Annotated in this window: 20 protein-coding genes and 1 other RNA gene; 9 read left to right on the top strand and 12 right to left on the bottom strand. The window is 61.6% G+C overall.

Translation table 11 applies throughout. The features are described 5' to 3' along the window. The first annotated feature begins 121 nt into the window (after positions 1-121). On the top strand, positions 122-934 hold the full coding sequence (locus VHX65_05655) for an ABC transporter ATP-binding protein (GenBank protein HEX3998018.1): 813 nt from the start codon (positions 122-124) through the stop codon (positions 932-934). After that, entirely contained in the window at positions 931-1,956 is a 1,026-nt protein-coding gene (locus VHX65_05660) for an ABC transporter permease subunit (GenBank protein HEX3998019.1), read from the top strand. Before VHX65_05655 ends, VHX65_05660 begins: the two co-directional genes overlap by 4 nt. Before the next feature lie 173 nt (positions 1,957-2,129). Here the strand turns inward: VHX65_05660 and ilvE are convergent, their stop codons facing one another. The 4 genes from ilvE to lysS all read right to left on the bottom strand — a co-directional run bounded on the left by ilvE (position 2,130) and on the right by lysS (position 7,541). Further along, positions 2,130-2,987 (bottom strand): branched-chain-amino-acid transaminase, encoded by an 858-nt coding sequence (gene ilvE, locus VHX65_05665; GenBank protein HEX3998020.1) that lies wholly within the window; start codon positions 2,985-2,987, stop codon positions 2,130-2,132. 142 nt (positions 2,988-3,129) lie between these two features. Beyond that, on the bottom strand, positions 3,130-4,134 hold the full coding sequence (locus VHX65_05670) for an ABC transporter ATP-binding protein (protein HEX3998021.1): 1,005 nt from the start codon (positions 4,132-4,134) through the stop codon (positions 3,130-3,132). Beyond that, the gene (locus VHX65_05675) at positions 4,127-5,806 is read right to left on the bottom strand and encodes an FtsX-like permease family protein (GenBank protein ID HEX3998022.1); all 1,680 of its coding nucleotides are present in this window, start codon (positions 5,804-5,806) and stop codon (positions 4,127-4,129) included. Before VHX65_05675 ends, VHX65_05670 begins: the two co-directional genes overlap by 8 nt. 250 nt (positions 5,807-6,056) lie before the next feature. After that, the gene (gene lysS / locus VHX65_05680; protein HEX3998023.1) at positions 6,057-7,541 is read right to left on the bottom strand and encodes a lysine--tRNA ligase; all 1,485 of its coding nucleotides are present in this window, start codon (positions 7,539-7,541) and stop codon (positions 6,057-6,059) included. 327 nt (positions 7,542-7,868) lie between these two features. On the opposite strand from lysS, the gene VHX65_05685 reads away from it, so the two are divergent. The 4 genes from VHX65_05685 to VHX65_05700 all read left to right on the top strand — a co-directional run bounded on the left by VHX65_05685 (position 7,869) and on the right by VHX65_05700 (position 12,174). Further along, positions 7,869-8,234, top strand: coding sequence for a VOC family protein (locus VHX65_05685; GenBank protein HEX3998024.1), 366 nt, complete (start codon positions 7,869-7,871; stop codon positions 8,232-8,234). A gap of 129 nt (positions 8,235-8,363) precedes the next feature. Next, on the top strand, positions 8,364-8,927 hold the full coding sequence (locus VHX65_05690; protein ID HEX3998025.1) for an SRPBCC domain-containing protein: 564 nt from the start codon (positions 8,364-8,366) through the stop codon (positions 8,925-8,927). Positions 8,928-9,078: 151 nt separating this feature from the next. Next, positions 9,079-10,524: a HAMP domain-containing sensor histidine kinase gene (locus VHX65_05695; GenBank protein HEX3998026.1), complete on the top strand. Its 1,446-nt coding sequence runs from the start codon at positions 9,079-9,081 to the stop codon at positions 10,522-10,524. A 192-nt stretch (positions 10,525-10,716) separates the two neighbouring features. Further along, the gene (locus tag VHX65_05700) at positions 10,717-12,174 is read left to right on the top strand and encodes a sigma-54 dependent transcriptional regulator (GenBank protein HEX3998027.1); all 1,458 of its coding nucleotides are present in this window, start codon (positions 10,717-10,719) and stop codon (positions 12,172-12,174) included. 891 nt (positions 12,175-13,065) lie between these two features. Here the strand turns inward: VHX65_05700 and VHX65_05705 are convergent. From VHX65_05705 to ffs, 7 genes are all read right to left on the bottom strand, one after another. After that, entirely contained in the window at positions 13,066-14,565 is a 1,500-nt protein-coding gene (locus VHX65_05705; protein HEX3998028.1) for an MFS transporter, read from the bottom strand. 230 nt (positions 14,566-14,795) lie between these two features. After that, entirely contained in the window at positions 14,796-15,770 is a 975-nt protein-coding gene (locus VHX65_05710) for a hypothetical protein (GenBank protein ID HEX3998029.1), read from the bottom strand. A 337-nt stretch (positions 15,771-16,107) separates the two neighbouring features. After that, positions 16,108-17,910, bottom strand: a complete 1,803-nt coding sequence (rpoN, locus tag VHX65_05715) for an RNA polymerase factor sigma-54 (GenBank protein HEX3998030.1) — start codon at positions 17,908-17,910, stop codon at positions 16,108-16,110. A 125-nt stretch (positions 17,911-18,035) separates the two neighbouring features. Further along, positions 18,036-18,635, bottom strand: coding sequence for a recombination mediator RecR (gene recR, locus VHX65_05720; GenBank protein ID HEX3998031.1), 600 nt, complete (start codon positions 18,633-18,635; stop codon positions 18,036-18,038). A gap of 93 nt (positions 18,636-18,728) precedes the next feature. Further along, positions 18,729-19,076, bottom strand: coding sequence for a YbaB/EbfC family nucleoid-associated protein (locus VHX65_05725; protein ID HEX3998032.1), 348 nt, complete (start codon positions 19,074-19,076; stop codon positions 18,729-18,731). Between the two features lie 99 nt (positions 19,077-19,175). Then, positions 19,176-21,008, bottom strand: a complete 1,833-nt coding sequence (dnaX, locus tag VHX65_05730; protein ID HEX3998033.1) for a DNA polymerase III subunit gamma/tau — start codon at positions 21,006-21,008, stop codon at positions 19,176-19,178. A gap of 203 nt (positions 21,009-21,211) precedes the next feature. After that, positions 21,212-21,310, bottom strand: an RNA gene (gene ffs, locus VHX65_05735) — signal recognition particle sRNA small type. Positions 21,311-21,596: 286 nt separating this feature from the next. Between ffs and VHX65_05740 the strand changes: the two genes are divergently transcribed. From VHX65_05740 to VHX65_05750, 3 genes are all read left to right on the top strand, one after another. After that, positions 21,597-22,121 carry a DinB family protein gene (locus VHX65_05740; GenBank protein ID HEX3998034.1) on the top strand — a complete coding sequence of 175 codons (525 nt, stop codon included), beginning with the start codon at positions 21,597-21,599 and terminating at the stop codon, positions 22,119-22,121. 178 nt (positions 22,122-22,299) lie between these two features. After that, a complete protein-coding gene (gene mch / locus VHX65_05745; protein HEX3998035.1) occupies positions 22,300-23,253 on the top strand; it encodes a methenyltetrahydromethanopterin cyclohydrolase in 954 nt (317 codons plus the stop codon). Positions 23,254-23,441: 188 nt separating this feature from the next. Continuing rightward, complete coding sequence (locus VHX65_05750; GenBank protein HEX3998036.1) at positions 23,442-24,164, top strand: RimK family alpha-L-glutamate ligase; 723 nt, start codon at positions 23,442-23,444, stop codon at positions 24,162-24,164. Here VHX65_05750 and VHX65_05755 read toward each other — a convergent pair. Then, on the bottom strand, positions 24,161-24,382 hold a 222-nt coding region (locus VHX65_05755; GenBank protein HEX3998037.1), incomplete at its 5' end, for a hypothetical protein. The two genes, VHX65_05750 and VHX65_05755, sit on opposite strands and share 4 nt — an antisense overlap.

Raw genomic sequence — 24,382 nt, forward strand, 5'->3', positions numbered from 1 at the left:
CCGCTAGCGAGCCGCGTGCCGCAACAGGAATCGGCGCGTTTAGTGAACTGCGACCGCGACCGCGTCCTGCCAGATTCGCATCCCGCCTGATTCCCTCCCACCGATTTTCGCGAGTGACCGGATGAATCCCAAGTCCAATGCCGTCGCGCGCTTCGAAGAGGTGACCAAAGTTTATTCCTCCGGCCCATTCCGCGCCGGTGTGCGGGCCCTCGACGGCGTGAGCCTGTCGGTCGATGCCGGCGAAGTGTTCGGATTGGTCGGGCCGAATCGGGCGGGCAAGACCACGCTCGTGAAGATTCTGTTGTCGATCTGCCGGCCGACCTCCGGCCGCATCCTGCGGTTCGACCGGCATTGGAAAGATCGCCGCACACTGGCCCGCGTCGGCTATGTCCACGAAAGCCAGGCGTTTCCACGGTATCTCACGGCCCATTCGCTGCTGGAATTTTACGGGGCGCTGTCCTTTCAGCCGCAGCAGATCGTCCGGCGCCGCAGCGGCGAACTGCTCGAGCGATTCGGCCTTGCCGACCGCAGCCGCGAGCCGATTGGCCGGTTCAGCAAAGGGATGCTCCAGCGACTGGCCCTATGCCAATCCCTTGTCAACGATCCGGATCTGCTGGTGCTCGACGAGCCGTCGGAAGGGATGGACCTCGCCGCCCGGCGCGTGTTGGACGAAGTGATCGCCGAGCGCAAGCGACAAGGCCGCACGGCGATCCTTGTGTCGCACCATTTGAACGACGTTCAGCGATTGTGCGACCGAGTGGCAGTGATCCGCGGCGGCAAAGTCGCGTTTGCGGGGCGCATGGCCGAACTGATCGGCGCCCAAGGCGATCCGGCCGCCAACAAGACATTCGGAGATTGGCCGCTCGAGCATTCGCCGCAGGGCGGTTCGCTCGAAAAGGTTTTGGAACCGATCTACGCAGGAACAACGCAATGAACGTCTTGCCGTCGAAATGGTCGCCATGGAAGTCAACGATCGCGTGGCTGGTTCGCGACACGTTTCGCCAGTCGCTGGCCTACGGCATCTGTTGGATTCTGTTGGGCGTCAGCGTGTTGGCCATCGGCGTATGCGCGAGCGCGGGCGTTACCGGTTCGGTACAATTAGCGGCACCCGGCGAAAATCCCGACTTCCTCCCGCCCAACGATCGCGACTCGCACGACGCCAAGAAGCTGAAGCAATCGGGCGTGGTGGTGGTGGGCGGCGATCTGACGTTGGCCTTCGGGGCGATCCGAGTTCCTTTGGCCCGCGACGATCGTGGCGCGGTTCACTTCCTACAGCTCGTGTTGGCCGGCGGCGTGGCCGACACGCTCGGGCTGCTCTTGGCGCTGGTGTGGACGGCCGGTTTCTTGCCCGGCTTTCTCGATGGGCGGAGCATCAGCGTGCTATTGGCCAAGCCGGCGCCACGGTGGGCCTTATTGGCTGGAAAATATGTCGGCGTGCTCGTGTTCGTGCTCTGTCATGCGACTTTGTTTGTCGGCGGCACATGGCTGGCCATCGGCATGCGAACGCACGTGTGGGATCCCACGTATCTGTGGTGCATCCCGCTGCTGCTGCTGCACTTTGCCGTGTTCTTCAGCATGTCGCTATTGCTGGCCGTCTGCACGCGGAGCACGGTCGTGTGTGTCTTCGGCTCGATTTTGTTTTGGTTTGTAACATGGGGCTTGAACTACGGTCGGCACGTGTTGGCGGCGAGTGCCACGGCACTTCCGGAAGGACATTTTTCGTCGGCGCTGATGTGGCTGGTCGACCTCGGCTATTGGATTCTGCCGAAGCCGGCCGATTTCAGCGTGCTGCTGTTCAACGCCTTGGACGCCAAGAACTACTTCGGCCCGCTGTTCGACCTGAAGACTCTTCAGGCACACGGATTCTCGATCGGCCTATCGATCGCCACCTCACTGGCATTCACCGCCTATACGCTATTCGCCTCCGGCCGCCGCTTCGCCGCAATGGATTACTGAGAGACGAAGCTCGTCACGCGGAGGCGAGGAACGAAGAATGGCTCGCGAGGCGCGGAGAGGCAAGAAGAGGGAAAGACAGAAGAAGAACGAAGTAAAGTGCCGGAGGACGGCGGCGCGTAATTCTTTATCCGCTTTCTCCGTGTCCTCCGCGGCTCCGCGTGAGCTGCTTCTTTTCAAGCGTGCGTTAGCTGCTTGAAGCGCTCGATGAGCTCTCGCGTTACCGGGCCGGGTTTGCCGTCGCCGATTCGGCGGTCGTCGAGTTTCACCACCGGAATTACTTCGGCGGCGGTGCCGGTCAGAAAGCATTCGTCGGCCGTGTAGATGTCGTAGCGGCTAAGGGCGATTTCCAACGCCTCGCGGCCCGATTCGCGGGCCAATTCGATCACGGCTTCGCGCGTCACGCCTTCCAGAATTCCCGCGTCGATCGGCGGCGTCAGCAGCACGCCGCGGCGCACGAGAAAAATATTGTCGCCGCTGCACTCCGCCACTTCCCCCTTGTGGTTGAGCATCAACACTTCGACGCAACCCGCCTTGTAGCCTTCGATCTTGGCCAGAATGTTGTTCAAATAGTTGAGCGACTTGATCCGCGGACTGAGCGCCGCCGGACTCGTGCGAACGGTGGCCGCCGTGACGATTTCCAGGCCGTTGCGATAATGCTCTTCCGGATACAAGGCAATTCGGTCGGCAATGATGATCACTTGCGGATTCTTGGTTCGCGTCGGATCGAGGCCGAGCGTGCCGGCGCCGCGAGTCACCACGAGGCGGAGGTAGCCGTCGCGAAGATTGTTGGCCGCGAGCGTTTCGTCGATTGCGCGGGCCATCGCGTCCGGCGACACCGGAATTTCAAGCCAGATCGCCCGAGCCGAGTCCCAAAGCCGCTTGAGATGTTGCTTGAGCCGAAATACTTTGCCGCCATAGACGCGAATTCCTTCGAATACGCCGTCGCCATACAGCAATCCGTGATCGAAGACACTGATCTTCGCGTCTTCCTGATCGTAGAGCTTGCCGGCAATGTAGATTTTTAGCGACATGCAAGTCCGGTCGGGAGAAGAGAAAAAGCTTGAAACACGAACCGAACTGTAGGCCGCGATGCGCGAAACCGCAAGCGATCAACAACCCCAATGCCCCTCGACCGCTTGAGCTCGCGGCTCGCTTGCGGTTTCGCGCGTGGAATTATACCTCTTCCATGCGGCCGGCGACTAATCGCACGACGCGATCGGCTTCCGCGGCGATCGCGGGGTCGTGCGTCACCATGACTATAGAGAGCTTCTGGGTCTGGTTCAAGGTTCGCAGAATTTCCAAAATTCCCTCGCCAGTGCCTTGGTCCAAATTACCGGTCGGCTCGTCGGCCAAGAGAATCTGCGGTCCGGAGATCAAGGCCCGCGCGATCGCCGTGCGTTGCATCTCGCCGCCGGACAGTTCGCGAGGGCGATGCTTCAAGCGGTGCGACAGTCCCACCATTTCGAGCAATTCGCGGGCCTGCGCAACATGGGCTTTGCGATGCCGACGGTAGCTAAAGAAACCATGCCGAATCATGAGCGGCGAAAGCACGTTTTCGAGCGTCGTCAGCTCCGGCAGCAAGTGATAGAACTGGAAAATCATGCCGAATCGCGTGTTGCGCAGCGTGTCGCGCTCGCGCGCCGGCAGATTGTCGATCCGGCGGCCATCGAGATGCACTTCGCCCGAAGTCGGGGCGTCGAGCGTGCCGAGCAGGTGCAACAGCGTGCTTTTGCCGGAGCCGCTTTGGCCGATGATGGCCAGAAATTCTCCGCGGCGCACGTCGAGATCCGTGCCCGTGAGCACCGGAATATCGACCGGCCCTTTGCGATAGTTTTTCTTCAGATGCATGGCCCGCAATTGCATGGCCGCCGCGTCTGGATCGAACGACAGCGTGGCCGGACTTTCGGCCGAATCGATTTCCGCGGCCGGCTCCGCATCGACCGCAGTCAAGATGCCCTCGGCGCGAGGTTCTTCCGCCAGCCGGAGGCCGCCGGCGTTCGACGCATCGTCGACATTTTCCGTTTCACTCGTCGATCCGGCAGCGAGCGCCGTGGCGTCTTCCGCATTCGCCTCATGGGCAAGCGACCGATCGGCGCCGTCGAGCAGCAAATGGCTGCGATTCGCGGCACGACGGCGCTCGGCTTGCTCGGCCAGCTTGATGCGCACAAACTCACTCATAGCGGAGGGCCTCCACGGGATGCAACAACGCGGCGCGCAGCGCGGGCAGAATGCTGGCCATCACGGCGATCAACAACGTTCCGCCGACAATCCACGATACCGTGGCCGGCTCGACGATGGTCGGAATCTTGTAGAAGTAGTAGATCGCGGGATCGAACACCTTTTGGCCCGTGAGCCATTCCACGCCGCTACGGATCGTGTTGATGTAATGCACGAAGACCAGACCGAGAACGGTGCCCACGCCCGATCCCACGATGCCCAGCGACAGCCCGTAGCTCAAGAAGATTCCCAAGATGCCGCTCGACGATGCGCCGAGCGATTTGAGAATGCCGATGTCGCGCGTCTTTTCCACGACGATCATGAAGAACGTGGCCAGGATCCCGAATCCGGCCACCGCGATGATCATGAACAACAGGATATTCAGCACCGCGCTTTCCATTTGCACGGCCGCCAACAGTGGGCCCTGCTTTTCGCGCCACGTCGAAATTGCATAGTTCGGGAATTCGGCCCGCAGCTTGTCGCACACCTGATCGGCGTCGACGCCCGGCTTAAGCTTGATCTGAATCGACGAAACGTTGCCGATGCCGGTTTGCGGGTCGATCATTCCGCGAAGCTCTTGCAGCTTGCGGAGCGGCACGAACACGAAGTTCGAGTCGTATTCGCTCATCTTGCTTTCGTAGAAATCGACGACCGTGAACGTATCGCTGACGGCTTTGGGCGGGATGCCGGCATTGGGAAACGTGATCTTTACGTCGTCGCCCGGGAGCAACAGAAAGCGATCGGTGCCCGTGCGATCGCGAAAACTGCACAGGGCGATGCCGAGTATCGCGCCGGTGAATTGCTCCTTGCTGGCGTCGAACACGGTGGCTCGTTGCGGTTGGCCTCGATCGAACGGGTTCGCGGCATGTTGCTGAAACGGGTCTTGCCCTAGCTGCGGAATGGCGGCGCCTTGCTGCGCGGGTTGTCCGGCCGACGACTGGCCGGCTGACTGCGGGCCATTCGCGGCCGGGCCGAAGCTGGGCGGCTCGGGAGCCCCGATTGCCTGGCCCATAGGCTGATTGGCGGCTGCCCCCGGACCGGGCGATGTGGCAGTGCCGCCTTCGGTCCGGCGCAACAACTCCTGAAACTGCCGATCATGCTCGGCCCGCATGCGACGCCATTCCCAGCCGGCGATTTTCATTTCCGGTCGAGGGGCCGATTCGCTGCCGGTTTGATGGTCGTGATCGTCGTAACGGCCATCATGCAGATTGAACGTGAGATGCTTCCGATTGTCGGGGTGTTGCAGATACTTGCCAAAATCGCCCACCTCGTTCTGGGTTCGCTCGTCGATGCCGATCAGCATCACTTGCCGCATGCTGTATTGGCCGCGGGAAAGAAAGCTGAGCATGGCGGGCGTGTGTACCGTGGGGGTCATGCCCGCGATCTGGCCGTTGGCGATTCGCAGGATTTGCTGCATGTGCCAATCGGGATCGGGAAAGCCCTCGGAGCCGCGCGCTTCGAACACGATATCGCTCAGGATACCGTGAATGCGATCGCGCATTTCATGCGAGAAGCCGGCCATTACGCTGTTGACGATAATCATCGTCGCCACGCCGAGCATCACGCTGATGATCGACGCCAGCGCGATATACCGAGTGCGCAGGTAGCGCCAGCAGAGCAATTGTTTATACATGGCGATGGTCCATCCTTGACCTATGTGCTAAGGCTCGGCCGAAAAATAAATTCCCGCCTTTTTTGAACCCCTCACCCCGCCCTCTCCCGCAAGGGGAGAGGGGCTATCGAGAAGTTATTTTTCGGCGGAGCCAAACGCTCGACTCACGAAACCGCAAGCGAGCCGCACCGCGCCGCCTGACGTCGAACCGCGCTAGCGGTTTCGCGCGTCTCTTCTGCCTTTTTCCCAACCCTATCCCCTCACCCTCACCCTAACTTTCCGGCCGCAGCAGCGGAAACAAAATCACATCGCGTATCGACGGCGAATCGGTCAGCAGCATCACCAGCCGATCGATGCCCAGCCCCAAACCGCCTGCCGGCGGCATGCCTTGCCGCAGCGCGCGGACGAAATCGTGGTCCATCTTGGCCATCGAGTTTTCTTCGTTCTGCCCGGCCAACTGCGTTCGCAATAGTTGTTCTTGCAGATCGGGATCGTTCAGTTCGGTATAGGCGTTGGCGAGTTCCATGCCTTGAATAAATAGCTCGAACCGCTCGGCGATCGCCGGATTGTCGCGCTTGCGCTTGGTGAGCGGACAGATGCTGGCCGGATAGTCGAGCACGAAAATCGGGCCGGCCAGTTGGTCTTCGACCCGCTCCTCGAACACTTCGTTCTTGACCACGTCGGGATGCTTGCCGGCGGTGTCGAAGCCGATTTGCTCGGCGAGCTTTCGCACGGCCGCTTCGTCGCCGGCAGCGATGCCGGTGGCTTCGGCGAAAAGTTCGTCGTAGCTGCGGCGGGCAAAAGGCGGCGTGAAGTCGATCGTCTTGCCGCCCCATTGGAGCTTGGAATCCTGCCCGGTCGCACGGATCGCATCGACGATCAATCGCTCGGTGAGGTCCATCATCGAACGGTAGTCGCCGTAGGCCTGATAAGCTTCGAGCATCGTGAATTCGGGATTATGCCGCGGGCTAATCCCCTCGTTGCGATACACGCGGCCGAGCTCGTAGACCCGTTCCACCCCGCCGACCAATAGCCGCTTCAAATGCAGTTCCAACGCGATTCGCAGATAAAGCTTGATATCGAGGGCATTGTGGTGGGTGATGAATGGCCGCGCCGCGGCGCCGCCGGCGATGGCGTGCAGCGTCGGACCTTCGATTTCTACGAAGGCGTCTGCCGCCAACGTGCGGCGGATCGATTGCACGATCTGCGTGCGGCGCAAGAACCGCTCAAGCACCCCTTCGCCGTGGACCAGATCCAAATATCGCATCCGTTGCCGCAGTTCCGGATCGGCCAAGCCGTGGTGCTTGTCGGGCGGCGGGTCGAGGGCCTTGGTGAGAAAATGGAGTTGGTCGGCGAAGATCGTCAACTCGCCGGTCCGCGTCTTTTTCAGTTCCCCTTCGACGCCCAGTAGATCGCCCAAATCGAGACATTCGGCCACGGCCCAATTGCGCTCGCCAACCTGCTTCTTGCCGATGTAGACTTGAATTTGGCCGGTCCAATCGCGCAAATCGAGAAAAATCAGCTTGCCGGTGTCGCGCATCAGCACGATCCGGCCGGCGACGCGAACTCGCGGGCCATGCTGCTCGGCATGCCGCTCCGGAGCGTCGGCCGGCGGCGGCGTCACGGTGATTTCGCTCTCGCGACGGCGCACGTCGCCGATCGGCTGCTGGCCGTCGAATCGGCCCCCCCAGGGGTCGATCCCGAGCGCGCGGAGCTGATCGAGCTTGTCGCGGCGAGAAGCTAGCAGGTCGGACATGGGGCGGGCACGGCTGTGGGCTTTGAGACTGTGAGGCTTTGAGGTACGAGGCACAGGACGCTTGCGCGCCCTAATAGTCTCATGGTCTCAAAGCCTCACAGCCTCCTTTAACTTCAAGAATCGCAACATTTTAGTGAAACCGACCCGGGGGTCAATGTCAGCTCTCCCAGGGCTTCCAACGGGGCTCGAAAAACTGGCCCACCCGGGGAATCTGACCCAGAGAAAATGCTAGATTTCCACAGCACATAGACAAGCGCGCTTGCCGTATTGTTCACTTCCCGCCCGATCCGTTCCCTGCCTCCAAGCACCCCGCAGCACCTCCCAGAAATGACGATCCGAAGGCCGGGCCTCTATTGCGTCGAACTGCGAACGGCCCGCTGGGAGGCCAGCGTTCGCTGGTATCGCGAAGCGCTGGGGTTGCGGGTGATGGTGCGCGTGGTGGAAGATGGCTATGCATTGCTCGAGGCCGGCGACACCCGTTTGGCGCTGATCTCCCGGCACCATCCCGGACCGGCCAGTCCGCGTTGGAGCCTGGGTTTCGAAGTCGACGATCTCGATGGGGCCATCGAACAGTTGGAGCGGGCCGGCTCGCAGGTATCGCGCCCCGAATGCGACCCGGAGGGATTTCGCGAAGTGGTGACGTTCGATCCCGACGGCAACACGATTCGCCTTTTCGCCTGGCCGGCGCGATAAAGTAGCAGGCAAACTCCGTATGCCCTCGGCCACTTGAAACGCGTGCCACCATCCTGTGCAAGCGTTTCGACCGCGAGCAAGAATCGGCGCTGCGCATGGTTGAAGAAGCAGAGTTTTTGGCGGTGTCCGATGGCGAGCCTGAGTGAATCGGCATCGCCGCCGGCGCAGGAACTGCGCCTGCTACGATCATTGCCACACGACGCATTCCTTTTGCCGATGGCCAGCGACATGTCCTCTCTCACCTTCGGCGGCGAAGAGAAATTCGACGCCGCGCCCGAACGCGTGTTCGAGCTGTTGACCGATTTGGACCAGCTTTCGGCGGCAATCCCTGATCTGGTCTCGGCCGACAAGATCGACGCGCGGACGCTGCAATGCGTGGTGCGGCCGGGGTTTTCGTTTCTCCGCGGAACGCTCCGCGTAACGATCGTGCTCGGGGAAATCGATCGGCCGGCGTCGGCGGCAATGCATGTCGCGGCCCGCGGCATCGGCACGCAAATCGGCGTCGAAAGCCACATTCGCATTGCTGCCGATTCAACCGGCTCGAAGCTATCTTGGACAGCCGAGGTGGTCGAACTCAAAGGGCTGGCCGCAACCGTCGGCCGGAGCCTAATTTCCGCCGCCGCCCAGCAGGTCATCCAAACCGCTTGGCAGCAAGTCCGCGACAGGCTGAACCAGACCGATGCCGATTCATAATCGGCCCTACTATCTCGTCCCGTCTCGCCCCTCGCTTGCGGTTTCGCGCGTCCGCGTTTGCCGCGCGCCGCGCCCAATCGCATGTTCCAACCCAATTTTTCGATTACCATACATTAGATTCCCCTGGTTCTTGGAAAACAGTCGGCTTTCCATGCGTTGGCCCATCCGCCTGCAACTCCTGCTGCCGATGCTTTTGGTCGTGATCGTCGCGATCATCGGCTCGAGCGGCGTATCGGCGGTGTTGGTGGCGAATTCGATTCGTGCGCGGCAAGAAGAAAATCTGGCCCGCGTCGTGACAACGCTCACCGACGCCTCGTTTCCACTCACCGAATCGGTGCTGTCGAAAATGAGCGGGCTGTCGGGGGCAAAATTTGTCGCCTTCGACGCGACCGGAACATTGCAAGCGGCTTCGCACCCATTTGCCGAGGCCGATCTCGCTTCGCTCCGCCACTTGCCACGCACTCGAAAGCTGAGCGGCTTCGCCGAGGGCAATGCCCTTTCGATCGGAGGCGAAAGCTATCTGGCGGCACTGCTGCTCGTGCCCAACCGCGGCGGCGACGAGGCCGGACCGCTGTCGCTCGCGGTGCTCTATCCCGAGGAGCAATGGTCGGCCGTGCGCCGGCAGGCGATCTACCCGCTATTGGCAGTCGGCGGAGCGGCAGTGCTCGTGGCAATGCTCGTCACGGCGCTGTTGGCGCGGCGAGTGGTGCAACCGCTGGAAACTTTGCGCCGGCAAGCGGCGGCGATCGAGCAAGGAGACTTTCGCCCGATGCCCTTGGCTCACCGCAACGATGAAATTCAGGACCTCGCGCGCTCGATCAACCACATGGTCGAGCAATTGGCCCGCTACGAGGCCGACGTGCGGCAGAACGAACGGCTGCGCACGCTCGGACAGCTCGGCGCCGGCATCGCTCATCAAATCCGCAATGCCGCCACCGGCGCCCGCCTGGCCCTCGATCTGCATCGCCGCGTTTGCGCAGCAGGAGATGATTCGGAAACGCTCGACGTCGCCGTACGCCAAATGGCCCTGATGGAAACCTATCTGCAACGTTTTTTGACCCTCGGCCGGCCGCAGCAAACTCGGGCGATGCCCGCGGCGCAACGCCCGCTGGAACTAGCAGCCGTGGTGGAAGATGTGCTTCCACTGGTGCGGCCGGCCTGCGAGCATGCGCATATCGACCTGCAATTCGTCCGTCCGGCGGAATCGCGCGCCGTCGTTGGCGACAGCCACACGATCGGCCAATTGCTCATTAACCTGCTATTGAATGCGATCGAAGCGGCATCGGCCGTTCGCGGCACTGCCGCCAATGGCAGCGGCGGAATCGTCCGGATGGAAATCGGCCGCGAGCCGGATGGCCGCGTAGTGTGCCGCGTAAGCGACAGCGGGCCGGGGCCGGACGCCGCGGTGGCCGCGCGGCTCGGCGAACCGTTTGTCACCGACAAGCCCGACGGCACCGGCCTCGGCCTGGCCGTCGTGCGGCAGATTGCCGAAGAGCACGGCGCCGAATTAAGCTGGCGTCGCGACCTCGGGCTAACGCAATTCACCGTCGCGTTTCCCGCCGTCGCCAAAGAACCCGTCGCGAACGCCTCGGGTTAGCATGACTCACACGAGTTCGAACATTAGCGACGACGCGCGATAAGGTTAGCCCGAAGCGCGAGCGAGGAATCGCGAAATCGCAAGCGAGCGCCCGCATTAATCGAGAATCGATGCTCGCTTGCGGTTTCGTGTCGAACGTGTAAAGGCGGCCTGCGCGGCCTTGGCTCAACTTCACTTGTGAGATCTTGCTCCATGCGATTGCTTGTTGTCGATGATGAATCCACGATCTGCTGGGGGCTTTCGCGCCTCGCGAAGGAGATGGGCCACGAAGTGGTTACGGCCTCCTCCGCCGAGGCCGGGCTCGAAGCCGCCGCCCGGCAGCCGCCCGATCTCGTGATTCTCGACGTGCGCCTGCCCGGCATGGATGGTCTCACGGCCATCGAGCATTTTCGGCCGCTCATCGGCACGGCCCCGATCGTGGTCATCACGGCCTACGGCGATCTGGCGACGGCGGTGGAAACGGTGCGCCGTGGGGCGTTCGAGTATTTGGTAAAACCATTCGATCTTTCGCTCGGGCAGCATGTCATCGAGCGGGCCATGCGATGGCGGACCGAATCGGCGCAACCGGCGCAATCGCCCGATGCGGCCGGGGCCGGCCCGCATGTGGCAGGGCTGGTCGGCCGTTCGGCCGCGATGCAAGAGGTGTTCAAGCGGATCGCGCTCGTGGCAGGGTCGGAGGCCTGCGTCCATTTGTCGGGCGAAAGCGGCACGGGCAAGGAATTGATCGCCCGCGCCGTACATCAATTCAGCCGCCGCCATGCGGGGCCGTTCGTGGCCGTGAACGTCGCGGCGCTCAGCCCGGCACTGGTGGAAAGCGAGCTATTCGGCCATGTTCGCGGGGCATTCACCGGAGCCGACCAACCGCATCGCGGGCTATTGGAGCAATCGCACGGCGGCACGATTTTTCTTGACGAAGTGGCCGAGATTCCAGCCACGTTGCAAGTGAAACTTCTGCGGGCGGTCGAGCATGGCGACGTGTTGCCGGTCGGTGCCGGCCGGCCGATCGAAATCGATTTGCGGGTCGTTTCGGCGACGCATCGCAATTTGCAAGACCGTGTGGCCGGCGGTTCATTTCGCCACGATTTATACTTCCGCCTGAGCACGTTTCAGATCGACGTGCCGCCGCTCCGCGCCCGCCGCGACGACATCCGCCCGCTGGCAGAGTATTTCTTGGCCGCCTTCGCCGAGAAGAGCGGCGCGCCTCCGGCAAGGCTTTCCGCCGAAGCGCTTGCGGAACTCGAACGCCGGCCTTGGTATGGCAACGTGCGAGAATTGCGAAACGCGATCGAACATGCATTGGTTCTGACTCGGGCGGGCACGATCGGCGTCGAACATCTGCCGCCGCCCGCCGCCGCTCCGCCCGGCTCGCCCACCCCGCTGGTCGAAAGCGCTGGTTCATCGAGCGACGAAGCGGCGATCGCCGCGCTGGTGCGCCGTTGGGCGGAAGCGCGATTGAAAAACGGCGGCGCTGCCAATGGCGCCGAAGTCGAGGGCCTGTACGAGCAACTTTTGGGCTTGGTCGAGCCGCCGCTCTTGAAAGCCGTCTTGGCCCAGCATCACGGCCAGCGCGCCGCTGCCGCCAAAACCCTCGGCCTGCACCGCATGACCCTGCGCAAAAAACTGACCCAATTCGGCATCGACGACCTTTGACCGCTGCATTGCGCAAACGTAACCCGAAACCGGCCGCGCCAGCAAGGGAGCGTCGTTGGTCACCAGTCCGTCAAGAATTCAAGCCGATTCCTGAGCGAAATCGCATCCAATTTACCCACGAGGCGGCGCAATCTGCCAAGCAACTCGCCGATCGGGCATTGGCTTGACACGATGATTCCGGCGTGTGGCTGCCCACGATGAACCCAAGCCGTATGCAGTGCCGCGAAATGCGCCACGTTGAACGTTACGAGGGTTCGATTTTCGCTCGTCAGCCCAAATCAATTGCGATTCGTCGGATTCTCCGAGCCGGCCGGCTTCCCGCGTGCTTACGGCGTCGATGCCGGCTTTGCGCAAAGCCGGAGCGACAACGCCGTAAACACATTTTCGTCCGTAAGAAGCTTTGCCGCGATCATCCGGATTTGGCAGCGGTCATACGCGATTTGACGGTCGCTTCATCGTCGGCCAAAAGAGCGGCCTCGATTTCGTCGATGTGGTCGTAAGCGTAGGCCAGCGCATCGTGGTCTGTGCCCTTCCATCCAATACGTCACCCCGATTGCGTTCTGCTCGCTGTCCGAATGAAGTCGGCCCGGACGAGTGCCGAAGGCCCCGTCCGAGAGCCGGGCGGTGACATCGAAATCGGATCGCGCTTGCTGAGTCTCACTAGAAAGAGATGCAAGTGGGCACGCTCGCGGTATCGCAGGTCGTTAAGCGGCTCCGCTTCGATGGATTTACTTACCGACGCGATTGCGCCCTCGATGTCCGCCGATTCGACGAGCGCGTGTCGGGATTCACCTTGGCGGCAGTCCTCGCTCTCCACGGCAACCTCCGATTTGATATGGCGGGGGATGGTTTGAGGAGTTGTTGCACGAGTTGAAACCACAAATCGCCGCGCTACGGAGCCTTCCGCCGCATCTTCGCCCGCCGAAAAAGATCCATCGACACGAGGATTGCCGCGCCGATCAGTGCCCACGGCGATAAATTGCGGATCGCGGGGGCCATGTTGTGCTGCTGCTCCGAATAGCCGGCGATCACTGGGCCGACGAAGCCGCCCAGGTTGCCGATCATGTTGATGAAGCCGATCGCCGAAGCCGCGGCAGCGGCGCCCAAAAACATTGTCGGCATCGGCCAAAACGCCGGAATGTGCGTGAAGATGCAACTGCCCACCACGAAAATCATCGCCAGAATCGCGAGCCAAGGATGGCCATCCAGTTGCGACACTAAAAACATGCCGATGCTCAGTATCGCGAGTGGAATCGCCGCATGCCATGTGCGCTCGCGCGTGCGATCGGAATGCCGGGCGTTCAGCAACAGCGCCACGACGCACACCAAATACGGCAGAACTGCCAGTAGCGCCTTGGCATGCTCCTGCCGGGTAAGCAGTAGGTCGGCCGGCATCTTTCCGGCCACACCCAACCACAGCCGCACCGTGTAAGGCAGCGACGGCAGCCAAGTGCCCATGATCTTCGGCATGAAAAAGCCGACGCCGTAGATCGTGATGTTCTGGCAGAAATAGACCGTCGTCAGCAGCAGCACGATCAGCAGATGCCGTTGCCACCCCGCCTGCGCCCGAGCAAGCTGTTTTTGCTTCCGCTCGCGGTCGAGTTCGCCAGCCAGCCAATTGCGTTCTTCCTCGTTGAGCCAGCGTGCTTCGCTCGGACGATTGGGAAGCAGAAAAAATGTGGCGATCCCGGCCAATACCGGCAGTGCTCCTTCGACGATAAACACCCAACGCCAGCCGATCACGCCGAACCAATGGACCTCGATCAGCAAGCTCGATATCCAATTTCCCACGGCCATCGACAGCGGCATCGCCAGCGCGAAGCCGGCGATCGCTTTGGCTCGATCTTCGCTGCGAAACCAATAGGAGAGATACACGATCACCGAAGGAAAAAATCCTCCTTCGAAGAACCCGAGCAAAAACCGAAACAGCTTGAGCTGATCGCCGGGCTCATGCGCCAAGCCGTTGTAAAAGCGCGCCAAGCCGGACAAGAAACCGAGATTCTCACTGATGTGCGGCAGCCAGCCAAACGCAGCCGACATCGCCGGGGTGCCGATTGCGCCCATAATGGATGCGGTGATCCCCCACAGAATCAGAATCCGCACGAACACCCAGCGCACGCCCCAGCGCTCGACCGACAGTGTGCTGGGGATTTCGAGAATCCAGTAGCCCCAAAAAAACAGTCCGGAAGCAACGCCGATCAATTCATTGCTCAGCCCCAGCCCGCCATGCTCGGGCGGCGCTTGCATGCCCAAATTGGCGACCGAGATATTGGAGCGGTCGATGTAGGCGAGGATATAGAGAAAGAACAATAGCGGAACGAGATGCAGCGTGATCCGGCGGCGGCTCCGTTCCGCGACGTTCGGCGCGGGTTTGCGCCAGAAGATCGCCATGAGGCGATCCCCGATCGGATCGAGCGAAGCAAGTTTTCCCTGGTTCATCCCCGCCTGCAAATCCGGCCTCGAAGCAGCCGGAAATAAAGAACGAAATCAAGTTCGCTTGACGTTAGCCAATCGTTGGCCGAATTGCAAACGCGGGGCTCGTGAAGTGTTGCCCCAGCGGGAATTTTTACGAAGATGGCTCACGCGGAGACGCGGAGGACACGGGGAAGGTGAGGAACAAGTTAGTCGACTTCCAGTCGGGCGCCTTCGCTGGCGCAACGCGTGAGGATTAGATCGTAATCGGCCGCGTTCGCCTCGTCGCGGATTCGCTCGGCGATCTCGTGCGCGGCGGATTCGCTTGGCAGCACGGCGAACAACGTCGGGCCCCACGAGCTTTGGCCGACTCCCTCAATGCCAAGCGCTCGCAGCCGGGCGGCGAGCTGCGCCGCCGTTTGATCGAAGAAAATGCCCTGTTGGCGGGTGGCGAAGCACTTGCCCGCAATCTGGCCGAAGCGATACTCGCTCGCGCTAAATGCGGCGAAATCGGCTTCGGCGGCGGCCGGCAGCAGGTGCAGTAGCGATTCGGCGCAAAGCTCGGCGGTCGTTTCCGGCGGCACCGGCGGAAGGCTGGCAAAGGCCTGCCGCTCCACGTCGCCGAACAATCCCGTCGCGTTTCGCGGTGTCAGCAGTAATATCCGCCAAGCCGCGGGAAGTTCTTTTCGGGCCACGAGCGGCGAGATCTCATCCGGCCGGCGCTTGCCCGCTTCGACCAGCAGACCGCCGACGGCGAACCCGTGTGAGCCGATTGCCGAGCGCTGACCGCGGCCGACCGTCGCGGCCACTTCGCCGGGCAAACCGAGTGGCCGGCCCGCGAGGATGTGGATCGCCGTGGCGACGGCCATGCCGAGCTGAGTGCCGGTGCCGAGGCCAATATGCTCGCGAGGGGCCGATTCAATGCGAATGTGGCATTGCGGTACGCCGGGCAGCTGCAAAGCCGCGGCTGCTCGACGCACGAACGCGACGGCCCGGTCGGCCAGCGGTCCGGTCGCGTCCAAGATCGGCGCCGGCCGAACGCTTAATCGAATCCCCGGCTCGGCGACCATCAGCCCGACACCACCAAATTGACGCACGGCGGCCGAATCGAAATCGTAACCAAAGGAAAACATCCCGAAATGGAGCCGGCTGCCGGTGGCGACGCGAACGACGTGGTCGAGCATGAGAGAGAAGAGGCGCAGGTGGTCGGGGGTCGGGTCGAGGCCTGTGGGTTGGACGACAGGGGCAGGAGAACGATGTCAAACTCGCCGCGTTTACGCCTCGGGGGGAAGGCGCGTTAGGTTTTTCCAGTCCCGTTCATCGGGCTTCGCGAATTTGGCTTTAGCCACGGAACCTCGCGCCGCCGATGGCTGAAGCCGCCGTGCCGGTACGCCCGCTGAAGCGGGTTAACGAGGGCCGTGTCACGCGGGCATTCCCCGGCATGAACGCTGGGGCTATGGAAAAACCGAGGCGCGAGATCGTCGCGCGATTCAAAGAATCCAAACGTTTGTGGCAAACGGATTACGCGCCGGTCGGCGGTTGGGTCAGAATTGGAGCGATTTCAGCTGAGGCAGTTGCGTCCGAACCGTCGTGGTGATCGCCGTTGTGCGAAATCACGTCGCTCGACGTTGTAGATGGCGCCAGACCGAATGGCGTTGCGGGCGGCGAAACGGCGCCAATGGCTGCGTTGTCGAAGATCGCATTGCTCGAAATCGCGGCTGGTGGCAAAGTCGCTTCCGGAGGGTGCGAATCGGTTTCATCCGCATCGTGTTCATCATCGTGCGGAGCCGCGGAATGGCCGTTCGATGCGGCAGCCGGCGCCGATTCAGCGGCCGGGGCGGAATTGTCGGCCGTCCAGTCGCGGCGTTGCCGCGAACTGGGAATATTCATCGCCTTGCGATATTTGGTCACCGTGCGGCGGGCCACGGTCAGGCCGTGCTTCGAGAGTTCCTTGACCAGTTCGTCGTCGCTAAAGGGATGATGCTTGTTTTCGTGATCGACGATCTCTTGCAGCTTGATGCGGACGGCGTCCCAGGCGACTTCCTCGCCGCCGGCGCTCACGGTGCCGCCGACGAAGAATCGCTTGAGCGGAAAAATGCCGCGGGGCGTTTGCACCCACTTGTCGTCGACCGCCCGGCTCACCGTCGTGACATGCACGCCCACCTTGTCGGCGATTTGCTGCATTTTCAGCGGTTCGATGAATTCGGGGCCCTTGCTCAGGAATTCGGTCTGATGATCGACGATCGCTTGGGCCACGCGAGTGAGCGTGTTGCGGCGCTGCTCGATCGATTCGATCAGCCATTGCGCCGAGTTGATCTTGCGCTTGATGTATTCGCGTGTTTTCTCGTCGGTTTCCGACGAGGTGAGCAGTTGGCGGTAGTAGGGGCTGATGAAGAGATTTGGAGTTCGCGTGTCTTCGAGGCGCACCTTGTAATGCCCCCCCTCGGCCTCTTCGATAAACACGTCGGGCGTGACGCTGGGGACCAGCCCGCCGGCGAAATTTGCCCCCGGTTTGGGATTCAATTTCCGCAGTTCGACCAGCGTGCGATTGATCACGTCGATCGACAAGCCGGTCCGCCGCTCGATTTGCGGCAGGCGGTTGTGCTTGATGTCTTCGAGATGGTTCGTGATCAGCGTTTTCAGTTGTTCGTAGTAGGGCATGCCCGGCACGAGCTGCAAGAGCAAGCACTCTTGCAGATCGCGAGCGGCAATGCCGCGAGGATCGAGCCGTTGCACGGTGGCCAATGCCCGTTCGGCCAATGCCATTTGCTCCGGTCCGCCGGCCGAATCGACGAGATCGTCCAGCCGGCCTTGCAGCCAACCGTTCGAATCGAGATTGTAGATGATCCGGTCGCACATCTGCCGCAGCGGCTCTTCGAGATCGAACCATCCCAGCTGGTCGTGCAAGTGGTCGTGGAGCGACTGGGGGCGATCGACCATGTTGGCCATTGCGTCGTGCTGGCGGTCGCCGGCTTCATCGACCCGGGTGGCCGAGGGACGCGTACGCTCTTCGAAATGGTCGGGCCACTCCGAATCCATGTTCAGAAGGCGTTCGAAATCCGCTTCGTTGTCTTTCGTCTCGTCGACGACCAGTTCGCGTTCTTCGGGCGTGGGAGCGTCGGGATTTTGGACTTCGGTTTCTTCTTCGGGCAGGTCGGGGTCTTGCTCCAGCAGCTCGAGCGCTTCGTTTTCCTGCATTTCCTGCTCGATGCGCTCCTGCAAGGCCATGATCGGCAACTGCAGAATTTCCATCGACTGGATCATGCGCGGCGCGAGCACCTGTTTTTGCACGAGCCGAAGTTCTTGTCCGAATGAGAGTCGCATGGCGGTCACGCTATGTTGGTTGTGGCGGCCTTGGGATCGAGCCGCATGGTTCTACCGTTACGGAGCGGAATTAGTGGCACATCAATTTTATCGCGCTTTCGCGGGCCGGAGTGCTAAAATCGTGCCTAAAATTTTTGTCGACCTACCAGCGCGTCGCTCAAAATCTCTTTGTTCGCGAATTCCAGCACGCTCCCGGTCGTGATGCCGCGGGCCAAACGCGTGATCGGCGCCGGCGAATCGGCCAGTTGATTGGCAATATATAAGGCCGTTCCGTCCCCTTCCAGCGTCGGATTCGTGCCCATGATGACTTCGGAAAAATTTCCGTTGCGGATTCGCGCGATCAAAGGGCCGATCGTCAATTGATCGGGGCCGATTCCCTCAAGCGGGGCGATTCGGCCCAAAAGCACGTGATATAACCCCCGATAAACGCCCGCTTGCTCCAAAGCCATGAGGTCTCGCGGTTGCTCGACCACACAAAGCAAGCTGCGATCGCGCTTCGGATCGCTGCATATCACGCACTCGTCGGCCTCGGCCAGATTGTAACACGTTTTGCAGTAGCGAACGTTTTCCTTAACGTCGCGAATCGCATCGGCCAAGCCCATTGCTTCGTTCTTGTTGACCCGCAAAATGTGGTAAGTGAGCCGTTCCGCCGATTTCCGACCGATGCCGGGCAATTTGGCGAGTTCTTCGATCAAGCGTCCGACGGATTCAGTCACCAGCGGCATAAGATTCAACGCAATAGCGAAAATCGGTATAGGCCGGAACGTTTGTCAAAGAAATGCCTTAGCGATCCGCCGGGCATCCTCGAAAGCCTGAGCTTACGTGTCCACCTGCGCGAGCAGATCGTCCAACGGAGGAAAGCTGATTCCGCCGGTCATTTCCTTGAGGGCGTCGCGGTGCAATTCCTTGGCTTTGGCGAGGGCCTGATTTACCGCGGCGGGAATCAGATCTTCCAGCATCTCGCGATCGCCGCGCTCGACGAGGCCTTGGTCCAAGGTGATTCGGAGCACCTGCCCCAAACCGTTGACTTCGACCTCGACCATATCCGCGCCGGCCCGGCCCACGGCCCGTTGGCCCTTGAGCGACTCTTGCGCGGCCTGCAAGTTCGTGCTCATTTGCTGCGCTTGCTTGACGATCGATGCCAGATTGCCGATGCCTTTGAACATCCTCTTCGCTCCTGGTGCTGAGCCGCGGTGCAGCAGCCTCGTTTCGCTATCCGTTTTCGCTGCTTCTGTTTCGCTGGTCCCTTTTCGCTTTCGCGAACTTCAATCCTTGCCGCCGGCTTCCCGGAACACGGGATTGGCCACGAACAGCTCGGAAGCCCGGCGCACGAGCGGATTTTGCAACAACTGCATCTCCCGCTGCCGCGACGACATCGGCCGCAGGGGTTCCGCCGCAGCCCCGGATGTCGCCACTCCTTCGGCCACCGTCAACGCCAGCCGGATTGGGCTGCCGGCCATTTCTTCCAGCGCCCGTTCCAATCGTTTTGTCGCGTCGGCCCCCGAGCAAATTGTTCTGCCGTAATTGTACTTTGCCGGGAAGGTAACGACCAGTTGAAGTGGCGCGCCGATTGCAGCACCGGCTGCGGCCGACTCGCCCAGTGTGGCCGATTCCGCCTCAAGCGCCGAACTGGCGACCAACCCGCCGACGTTTTCAGCGGCTTGCTGAAACAATTTGAGCGGATCTGGCAAGGGAGGCAGAGGCGTTGAGCGAGTTTCCGCGGCGGGCACAATCTCGCGAACCGAAACCGCCCCGCCTGAAGATGGCTGCGAGACATTGGCCGCAGGCGGCGGCGATGGCACATCGCTGCCCGTCGGCATCAGTTCATCTTTTTTTTTTGCTGCCGGCAAGTTGGACACCGCCGGGCTGGCAGCGCTCGGCGCTCGTGGAGCAGCCGCATTCGGCGCAGGCGCGGTGACCGCGGCGCCCGAACGAAATTCGGCGATCAAATCCGAAAGACGGTCTAGATCATCCAGTTTTGCGATCCGCACCAGGGCCATCTCGGCCAGTGTTCGAGCTTGCGTGCTGAAACGCAATCGCCACAGCGTTTGCTCGATGATCTGCAAAATGGCGAGAATCGTTTCGATCCCGAGTTGCTGTCCCGCGGCGACAAGCGCACTCTGGCCGCCAGGATCGGTGTAGAGAAAATTCTCTGGCCCGCAACCGGCCGCCGCGGCCATCGCATCGCGGAAGTAGCCCAGCAATTGGTCGAGCAACTGCCCGACATCGACCCCTTCGCCAATCGCCGCGTCGAGCTCGGCAAGCGCGCCGGCCGGTTGATGGTCGACCAAATAAGCGACCAATCCATCAAGCCGCGCGCCGCCGGCAGTGCCGAGCATCGCATGCACGTCGGCGGTCGTGAGCCGCTTTCCACCGAGCGAGAGAAGCTGCTCCAACAGCGATTGGCTATCGCGCATCGAGCCGGCCGCCCGCCGGGCCAAAAGCGCGATCGCGTCGGCGTCGGCCTCGACGCCTTCGGCGGCTGCGATTTGCCGCAGCCGGCGGGCAATCGAATCGGATTGGATGCCGGCGAAATCGTAGCGCTGGCAGCGCGAGAGGATGGTGATCGGAATTTTTTCCGGCTCGGTCGTGCAGAAAATGAATTTCACATGCTCCGGCGGTTCTTCGAGCGTTTTCAACAAAGCGTTGAAAGCCTCGCGAGTGAGCATGTGAACTTCATCGATGATGTAGATCTTGAAGCGGGCACGACTCGGCCGCATGTTGACGTTTTGCCGCAACTGGCGGATTTCATCGATGCCGCGATTGCTCGCCCCGTCGATCTCGAGCACGTCGACATCGTCGCCGGCGCTGATGCTGCGGCAGATATCGCATTGATTGCAAGGCGTCGGCGTCGGACCATGGACGCAATTGAGCGCTTTGGCCAGAATTCGGGCGGCCGATGTTTTGCCGACTCCGCGAGCGCCGGTGAAGAGATATGCGTGCCCCACGCGATGCGACAGGATCGCGCCCGACAATCCGCGGGCGACATGCTCCTGGCCGATTAGCTCGTCGAAGGTTTGCGGCCGGTAGCGTCGGGCAACGACGATGTATTCGCCGCCGCTCGACCCAGGCGCTGCGATTGCGGGCGTTTCATCCATGGACGATAGGGCGTTGGTGCCAATGAAGCGCGCAAACCCGGATTATTCATGGCGTCACACTAGCCGGAAGCGTAAGCGAGGGGGCCATCGAGGCTCACCCTCGCTAACGCTTCGGGCTACTATCTCACAGCGTGTCGCAAATTCCTGGCACTATGAATAATCCGCGCAAGCGGTCCGGCAAGTGTTCTGACAGGGCATCGGCCGCCGATGAGAGACCCACCGCACAAGAAAATTACTGCTTATGGCTGCTGACTTTCGTCCCTGACCAAGTTCACAGATCCCCTTCGCGGGGGCCTCTCATCGGAGGCCGACGCCGGCGAAACGCGATGTCGAAGCTTGCTCCGGCGATGTCGAGGAAGGCGCCACCATCGGCTCGCGTCGATGCTCCGTCGTCGCCAGCCCTGTTGTACGGTTTCGCCCGCCCGTCGTCAAACGGGTGAAAATTGATATGATGCTGCGGCAGGCAAACGATTCGCATAGCCGGGGTCTGGCTCATTTTTCGGCAACCCGCGCGCGAAGAATCGCAGTTTGACCTTCCGCCGAAAAATGTGCCCTGACCCCTTTGGCCACAATCCCGGAGAAATCGCCATGGCCCAGAAAGATCGCTTGAAACTGTGGCTCGATCAATCACGCAAGACCAGCGAAGGCATGCTGGCCGATTTCAAGACGTCCGACGATTGGGTGTATCAAGTCGATCCGTCGGCCAACCATGCAATGTGGTTCATTGGCCACATGACATCGACCGACAACTTCGTGATCTCGAAACTGGCTCCGGAAAGGGCCGTCGAGTTGCCCGCCAATTACAAGGAATTGTTCGGCATGGGCAGCCATCCGGTCGATGATCCGGCCATCTATCCGACTCCGGACGAAGCCTTGCGATTATTTCGCGAGCGCCGGCAGGCGCTATTGGCCGTGCTCGAAAAATTGAGCGACGAAGAATTGAGCAAGCCGCTCGCCGGCGGAGGGCCGGCATTTCTGACCGATAATGCATCGATGTTCGAGCTTATTGTTTGGCACGAAGGATTGCACTGTGGGCAAATGAGCGTCGCCCGCCGCGCCCTGGGGCACGCGCCGCTAATGGGCGGAGCCCCGCCTTCGCCGACGAAGGCATAACAGGCGTTGCCGGCAAATACGGTTCGAAGTGTGCCACGGCCAGCGCAGTCGGCCAGTGCGTTTGGCGGTTTGACGTCAACTCGCGGGGCGGCACTGGCAGACTACGCTTGCCAGTGGCACACCCCAGCGCGCCGGGCCCTGCGTTGAAGAATAGCTTGGTCGCCGGATGGATTCCAACTTGAATTCCCGAGCCGCTGCAATCTGCCGGCAGATGATTGCCGATGCCGAGTTACTGCGCATTGCGGTGCATCAGGCAACGGCTGGCCCGACCGTGATCGATTGTGGAATCGACGCTCGCGGCGGTCTGGAAGCGGGCCGGCGGCTGGCGGACGTTTGCATGGCCGGTTTGGGAGACGTATCGCTTGTCCCAGCTCCGCATGATTTATCGCTCGGTTTGGCCGTTGTCGTGCGATCCGATTGGCCGGTCCTCGCCTGCATGGCGGCGGAGTATGCGGGCTGGAAAGTGCAGCAAGGGGACTATTTCGCAATGGCCTCGGGGCCGATGCGGGCTGCGGCCGGAAAAGAATCGTTGCTTGAAACGCTGGGTATCCACGAGCGGCCAACTTCGGCTGTCGGCGTGCTTGAAACCCGTCGCCTTCCGCCGCCCGACGTGCTGAAAACTTTGGCGGAAGCCTGCGGAGTTGCGCCGGATCACTTGACGATCCTGGTTGCCCCGACGGCGAGCCAGGCCGGCACCGTTCAAATCGTCGCCCGCTCGCTCGAAACGGCGTTGCACAAACTGTTCGAACTCGGCTTTGATTTGCACCGGATTGAAAGCGGCTACGGCATTGCTCCACTGCCGCCGGTCGCGGCCGACGATCTTACCGCGATCGGCCGCACGAACGACGCGATCCTCTATGGCGGCGAGGTGACGCTCTGGGTTCGCGGCGCCGATGCCGATTTAGAAGCGATCGGGCCGAAGATCCCGAGCAGCGCCTCGCCGGATTTCGGTGCTCCGTTCGGCGAAATTTTCACCCGCTACAATAAAGATTTTTATGCGATCGACCCGCATTTGTTCAGCCCCGCGGTCGTGACACTGGCGAATCTCGACACCGGCCGCAGCTTCCGTTTCGGCCGAACGATGTCCGACGTGATTCGCAAATCGTTCGGCACCGAGCTTCACGACATCTAGCCCGAGTCTGGAGCTTCATCCGCGCCGTGCATTTCGCCATTCTCGCCTCACTCGACAGTTGGTATTTGGCCGATTTGCGTCGTGCGGCCGCCGGTCGGCATGAACTGATCGCTTTAACGTTTCGAGATCTGCACTCGGAAATCGGCTCGCCGTGTGGCGCTATTGCGGTAGCTTCCCGGGACATTGATTTGCGACAGTTCGACGCGGTCTTGGTGCGCTCGATGCCGCCGGGGTCGCTTGAGCAAATCGTATTTCGGATGGATTTGCTTGCCCGGCTCGAAGCAGGGGGAATTCCGGTGTTCAACCCGCCGCGGGCCCTCGAAGCAGCGGTCGATAAATATCTGGCCTCGGCAAGATTGGCGGCGGCTGGAGTGCCCGTGCCGCATACATTTGCTTGCCAAACGGCCGACGACGCCCTGGCCGCATTTGCGGCGCTCGGCAGCGACGCGGTGGTCAAACCGCTTTTCGGCTCCGAAGGGCGCGGCATTGCCCGGTTGCAAGACGAGGCCGTGGCGGAGCGTGTTTTTCGGATGCTTGCGGGAATGGGAGCGGTGCTCTACGTGCAACAGTTCATCCCACACGACGGTTTCGACGTGCGCGTGTTGGTCGTCGGCCAAAAGATGTTTGCCATGCGCCGCAGCAATGCCGCCGATTGGCGGACCAACATCAGCCGCGGCGCCACGGCGGAGCCGATCGAGCTCACGGCCGAAATGGCGGCCCTGGCTCGCCGGTCGGCCGACGCCATCGGCGCGCCGCTGGCCGGCGTCGATCTATTGCCCGCGAGCGATGGCAGCACCTATGTGCTCGAGGTGAACGCCGTGCCGGGATGGAAGGCGCTGGCGGCGGCATTGCAAATCGACATCGCCGCGGCCATTCTGGAGTATGTCGAGCGGCAAGTCGTCGGCGGCTAGCAGCCCGTTAACGTATTGCCCACGGTTGATTGCTTGAGACGCAAACAACGACTCCCGGTCCCGTGTGACGACGGTTGGGGATCGGCAGCCTGCTCGACGCCAAGTCGGCCCGCCTCATCCATGAGCCCCAGGTAGGCCACGGTGCGTTGCCTGGGGCCGCGCTCGGTGCGAAACGATTCGACCAAAGCCCAATACGCCTCGCGTTGGCCATGGCGTCG

It is taken from the genome of Pirellulales bacterium (genome assembly GCA_036267355.1).
GTDB lineage: Bacteria > Planctomycetota > Planctomycetia > Pirellulales > DATAWG01 > DATAWG01.

Excerpts from the sequence above, each read along its gene's own strand:
- recR (HEX3998031.1), bottom strand. The coding sequence starts at position 18,635 with ATGCCGCTGGTGACTGAATCCGTCGGACGCTTGATCGAAGAACTCGCC.
- VHX65_05705 (HEX3998028.1), bottom strand. The coding sequence starts at position 14,565 with ATGGCGATCTTCTGGCGCAAACCCGCGCCGAACGTCGCGGAACGGAGC.
- VHX65_05740 (HEX3998034.1), top strand. The coding sequence starts at position 21,597 with ATGGCCCAGAAAGATCGCTTGAAACTGTGGCTCGATCAATCACGCAAG.
- lysS (HEX3998023.1), bottom strand. The coding sequence starts at position 7,541 with ATGTCCGACCTGCTAGCTTCTCGCCGCGACAAGCTCGATCAGCTCCGC.
- VHX65_05710 (HEX3998029.1), bottom strand. The coding sequence starts at position 15,770 with ATGCTCGACCACGTCGTTCGCGTCGCCACCGGCAGCCGGCTCCATTTC.
- VHX65_05725 (HEX3998032.1), bottom strand. The coding sequence starts at position 19,076 with ATGTTCAAAGGCATCGGCAATCTGGCATCGATCGTCAAGCAAGCGCAG.
- rpoN (HEX3998030.1), bottom strand. The coding sequence starts at position 17,910 with ATGCGACTCTCATTCGGACAAGAACTTCGGCTCGTGCAAAAACAGGTG.
- VHX65_05655 (HEX3998018.1), top strand. The coding sequence starts at position 122 with ATGAATCCCAAGTCCAATGCCGTCGCGCGCTTCGAAGAGGTGACCAAA.
- VHX65_05670 (HEX3998021.1), bottom strand. The coding sequence starts at position 4,134 with ATGAGTGAGTTTGTGCGCATCAAGCTGGCCGAGCAAGCCGAGCGCCGT.
- VHX65_05690 (HEX3998025.1), top strand. The coding sequence starts at position 8,364 with ATGGCGAGCCTGAGTGAATCGGCATCGCCGCCGGCGCAGGAACTGCGC.
- VHX65_05675 (HEX3998022.1), bottom strand. The coding sequence starts at position 5,806 with ATGTATAAACAATTGCTCTGCTGGCGCTACCTGCGCACTCGGTATATC.
- VHX65_05685 (HEX3998024.1), top strand. The coding sequence starts at position 7,869 with ATGACGATCCGAAGGCCGGGCCTCTATTGCGTCGAACTGCGAACGGCC.
- VHX65_05660 (HEX3998019.1), top strand. The coding sequence starts at position 931 with ATGAACGTCTTGCCGTCGAAATGGTCGCCATGGAAGTCAACGATCGCG.
- VHX65_05695 (HEX3998026.1), top strand. The coding sequence starts at position 9,079 with ATGCGTTGGCCCATCCGCCTGCAACTCCTGCTGCCGATGCTTTTGGTC.
- dnaX (HEX3998033.1), bottom strand. The coding sequence starts at position 21,008 with ATGGATGAAACGCCCGCAATCGCAGCGCCTGGGTCGAGCGGCGGCGAA.
- VHX65_05700 (HEX3998027.1), top strand. The coding sequence starts at position 10,717 with ATGCGATTGCTTGTTGTCGATGATGAATCCACGATCTGCTGGGGGCTT.
- ilvE (HEX3998020.1), bottom strand. The coding sequence starts at position 2,987 with ATGTCGCTAAAAATCTACATTGCCGGCAAGCTCTACGATCAGGAAGAC.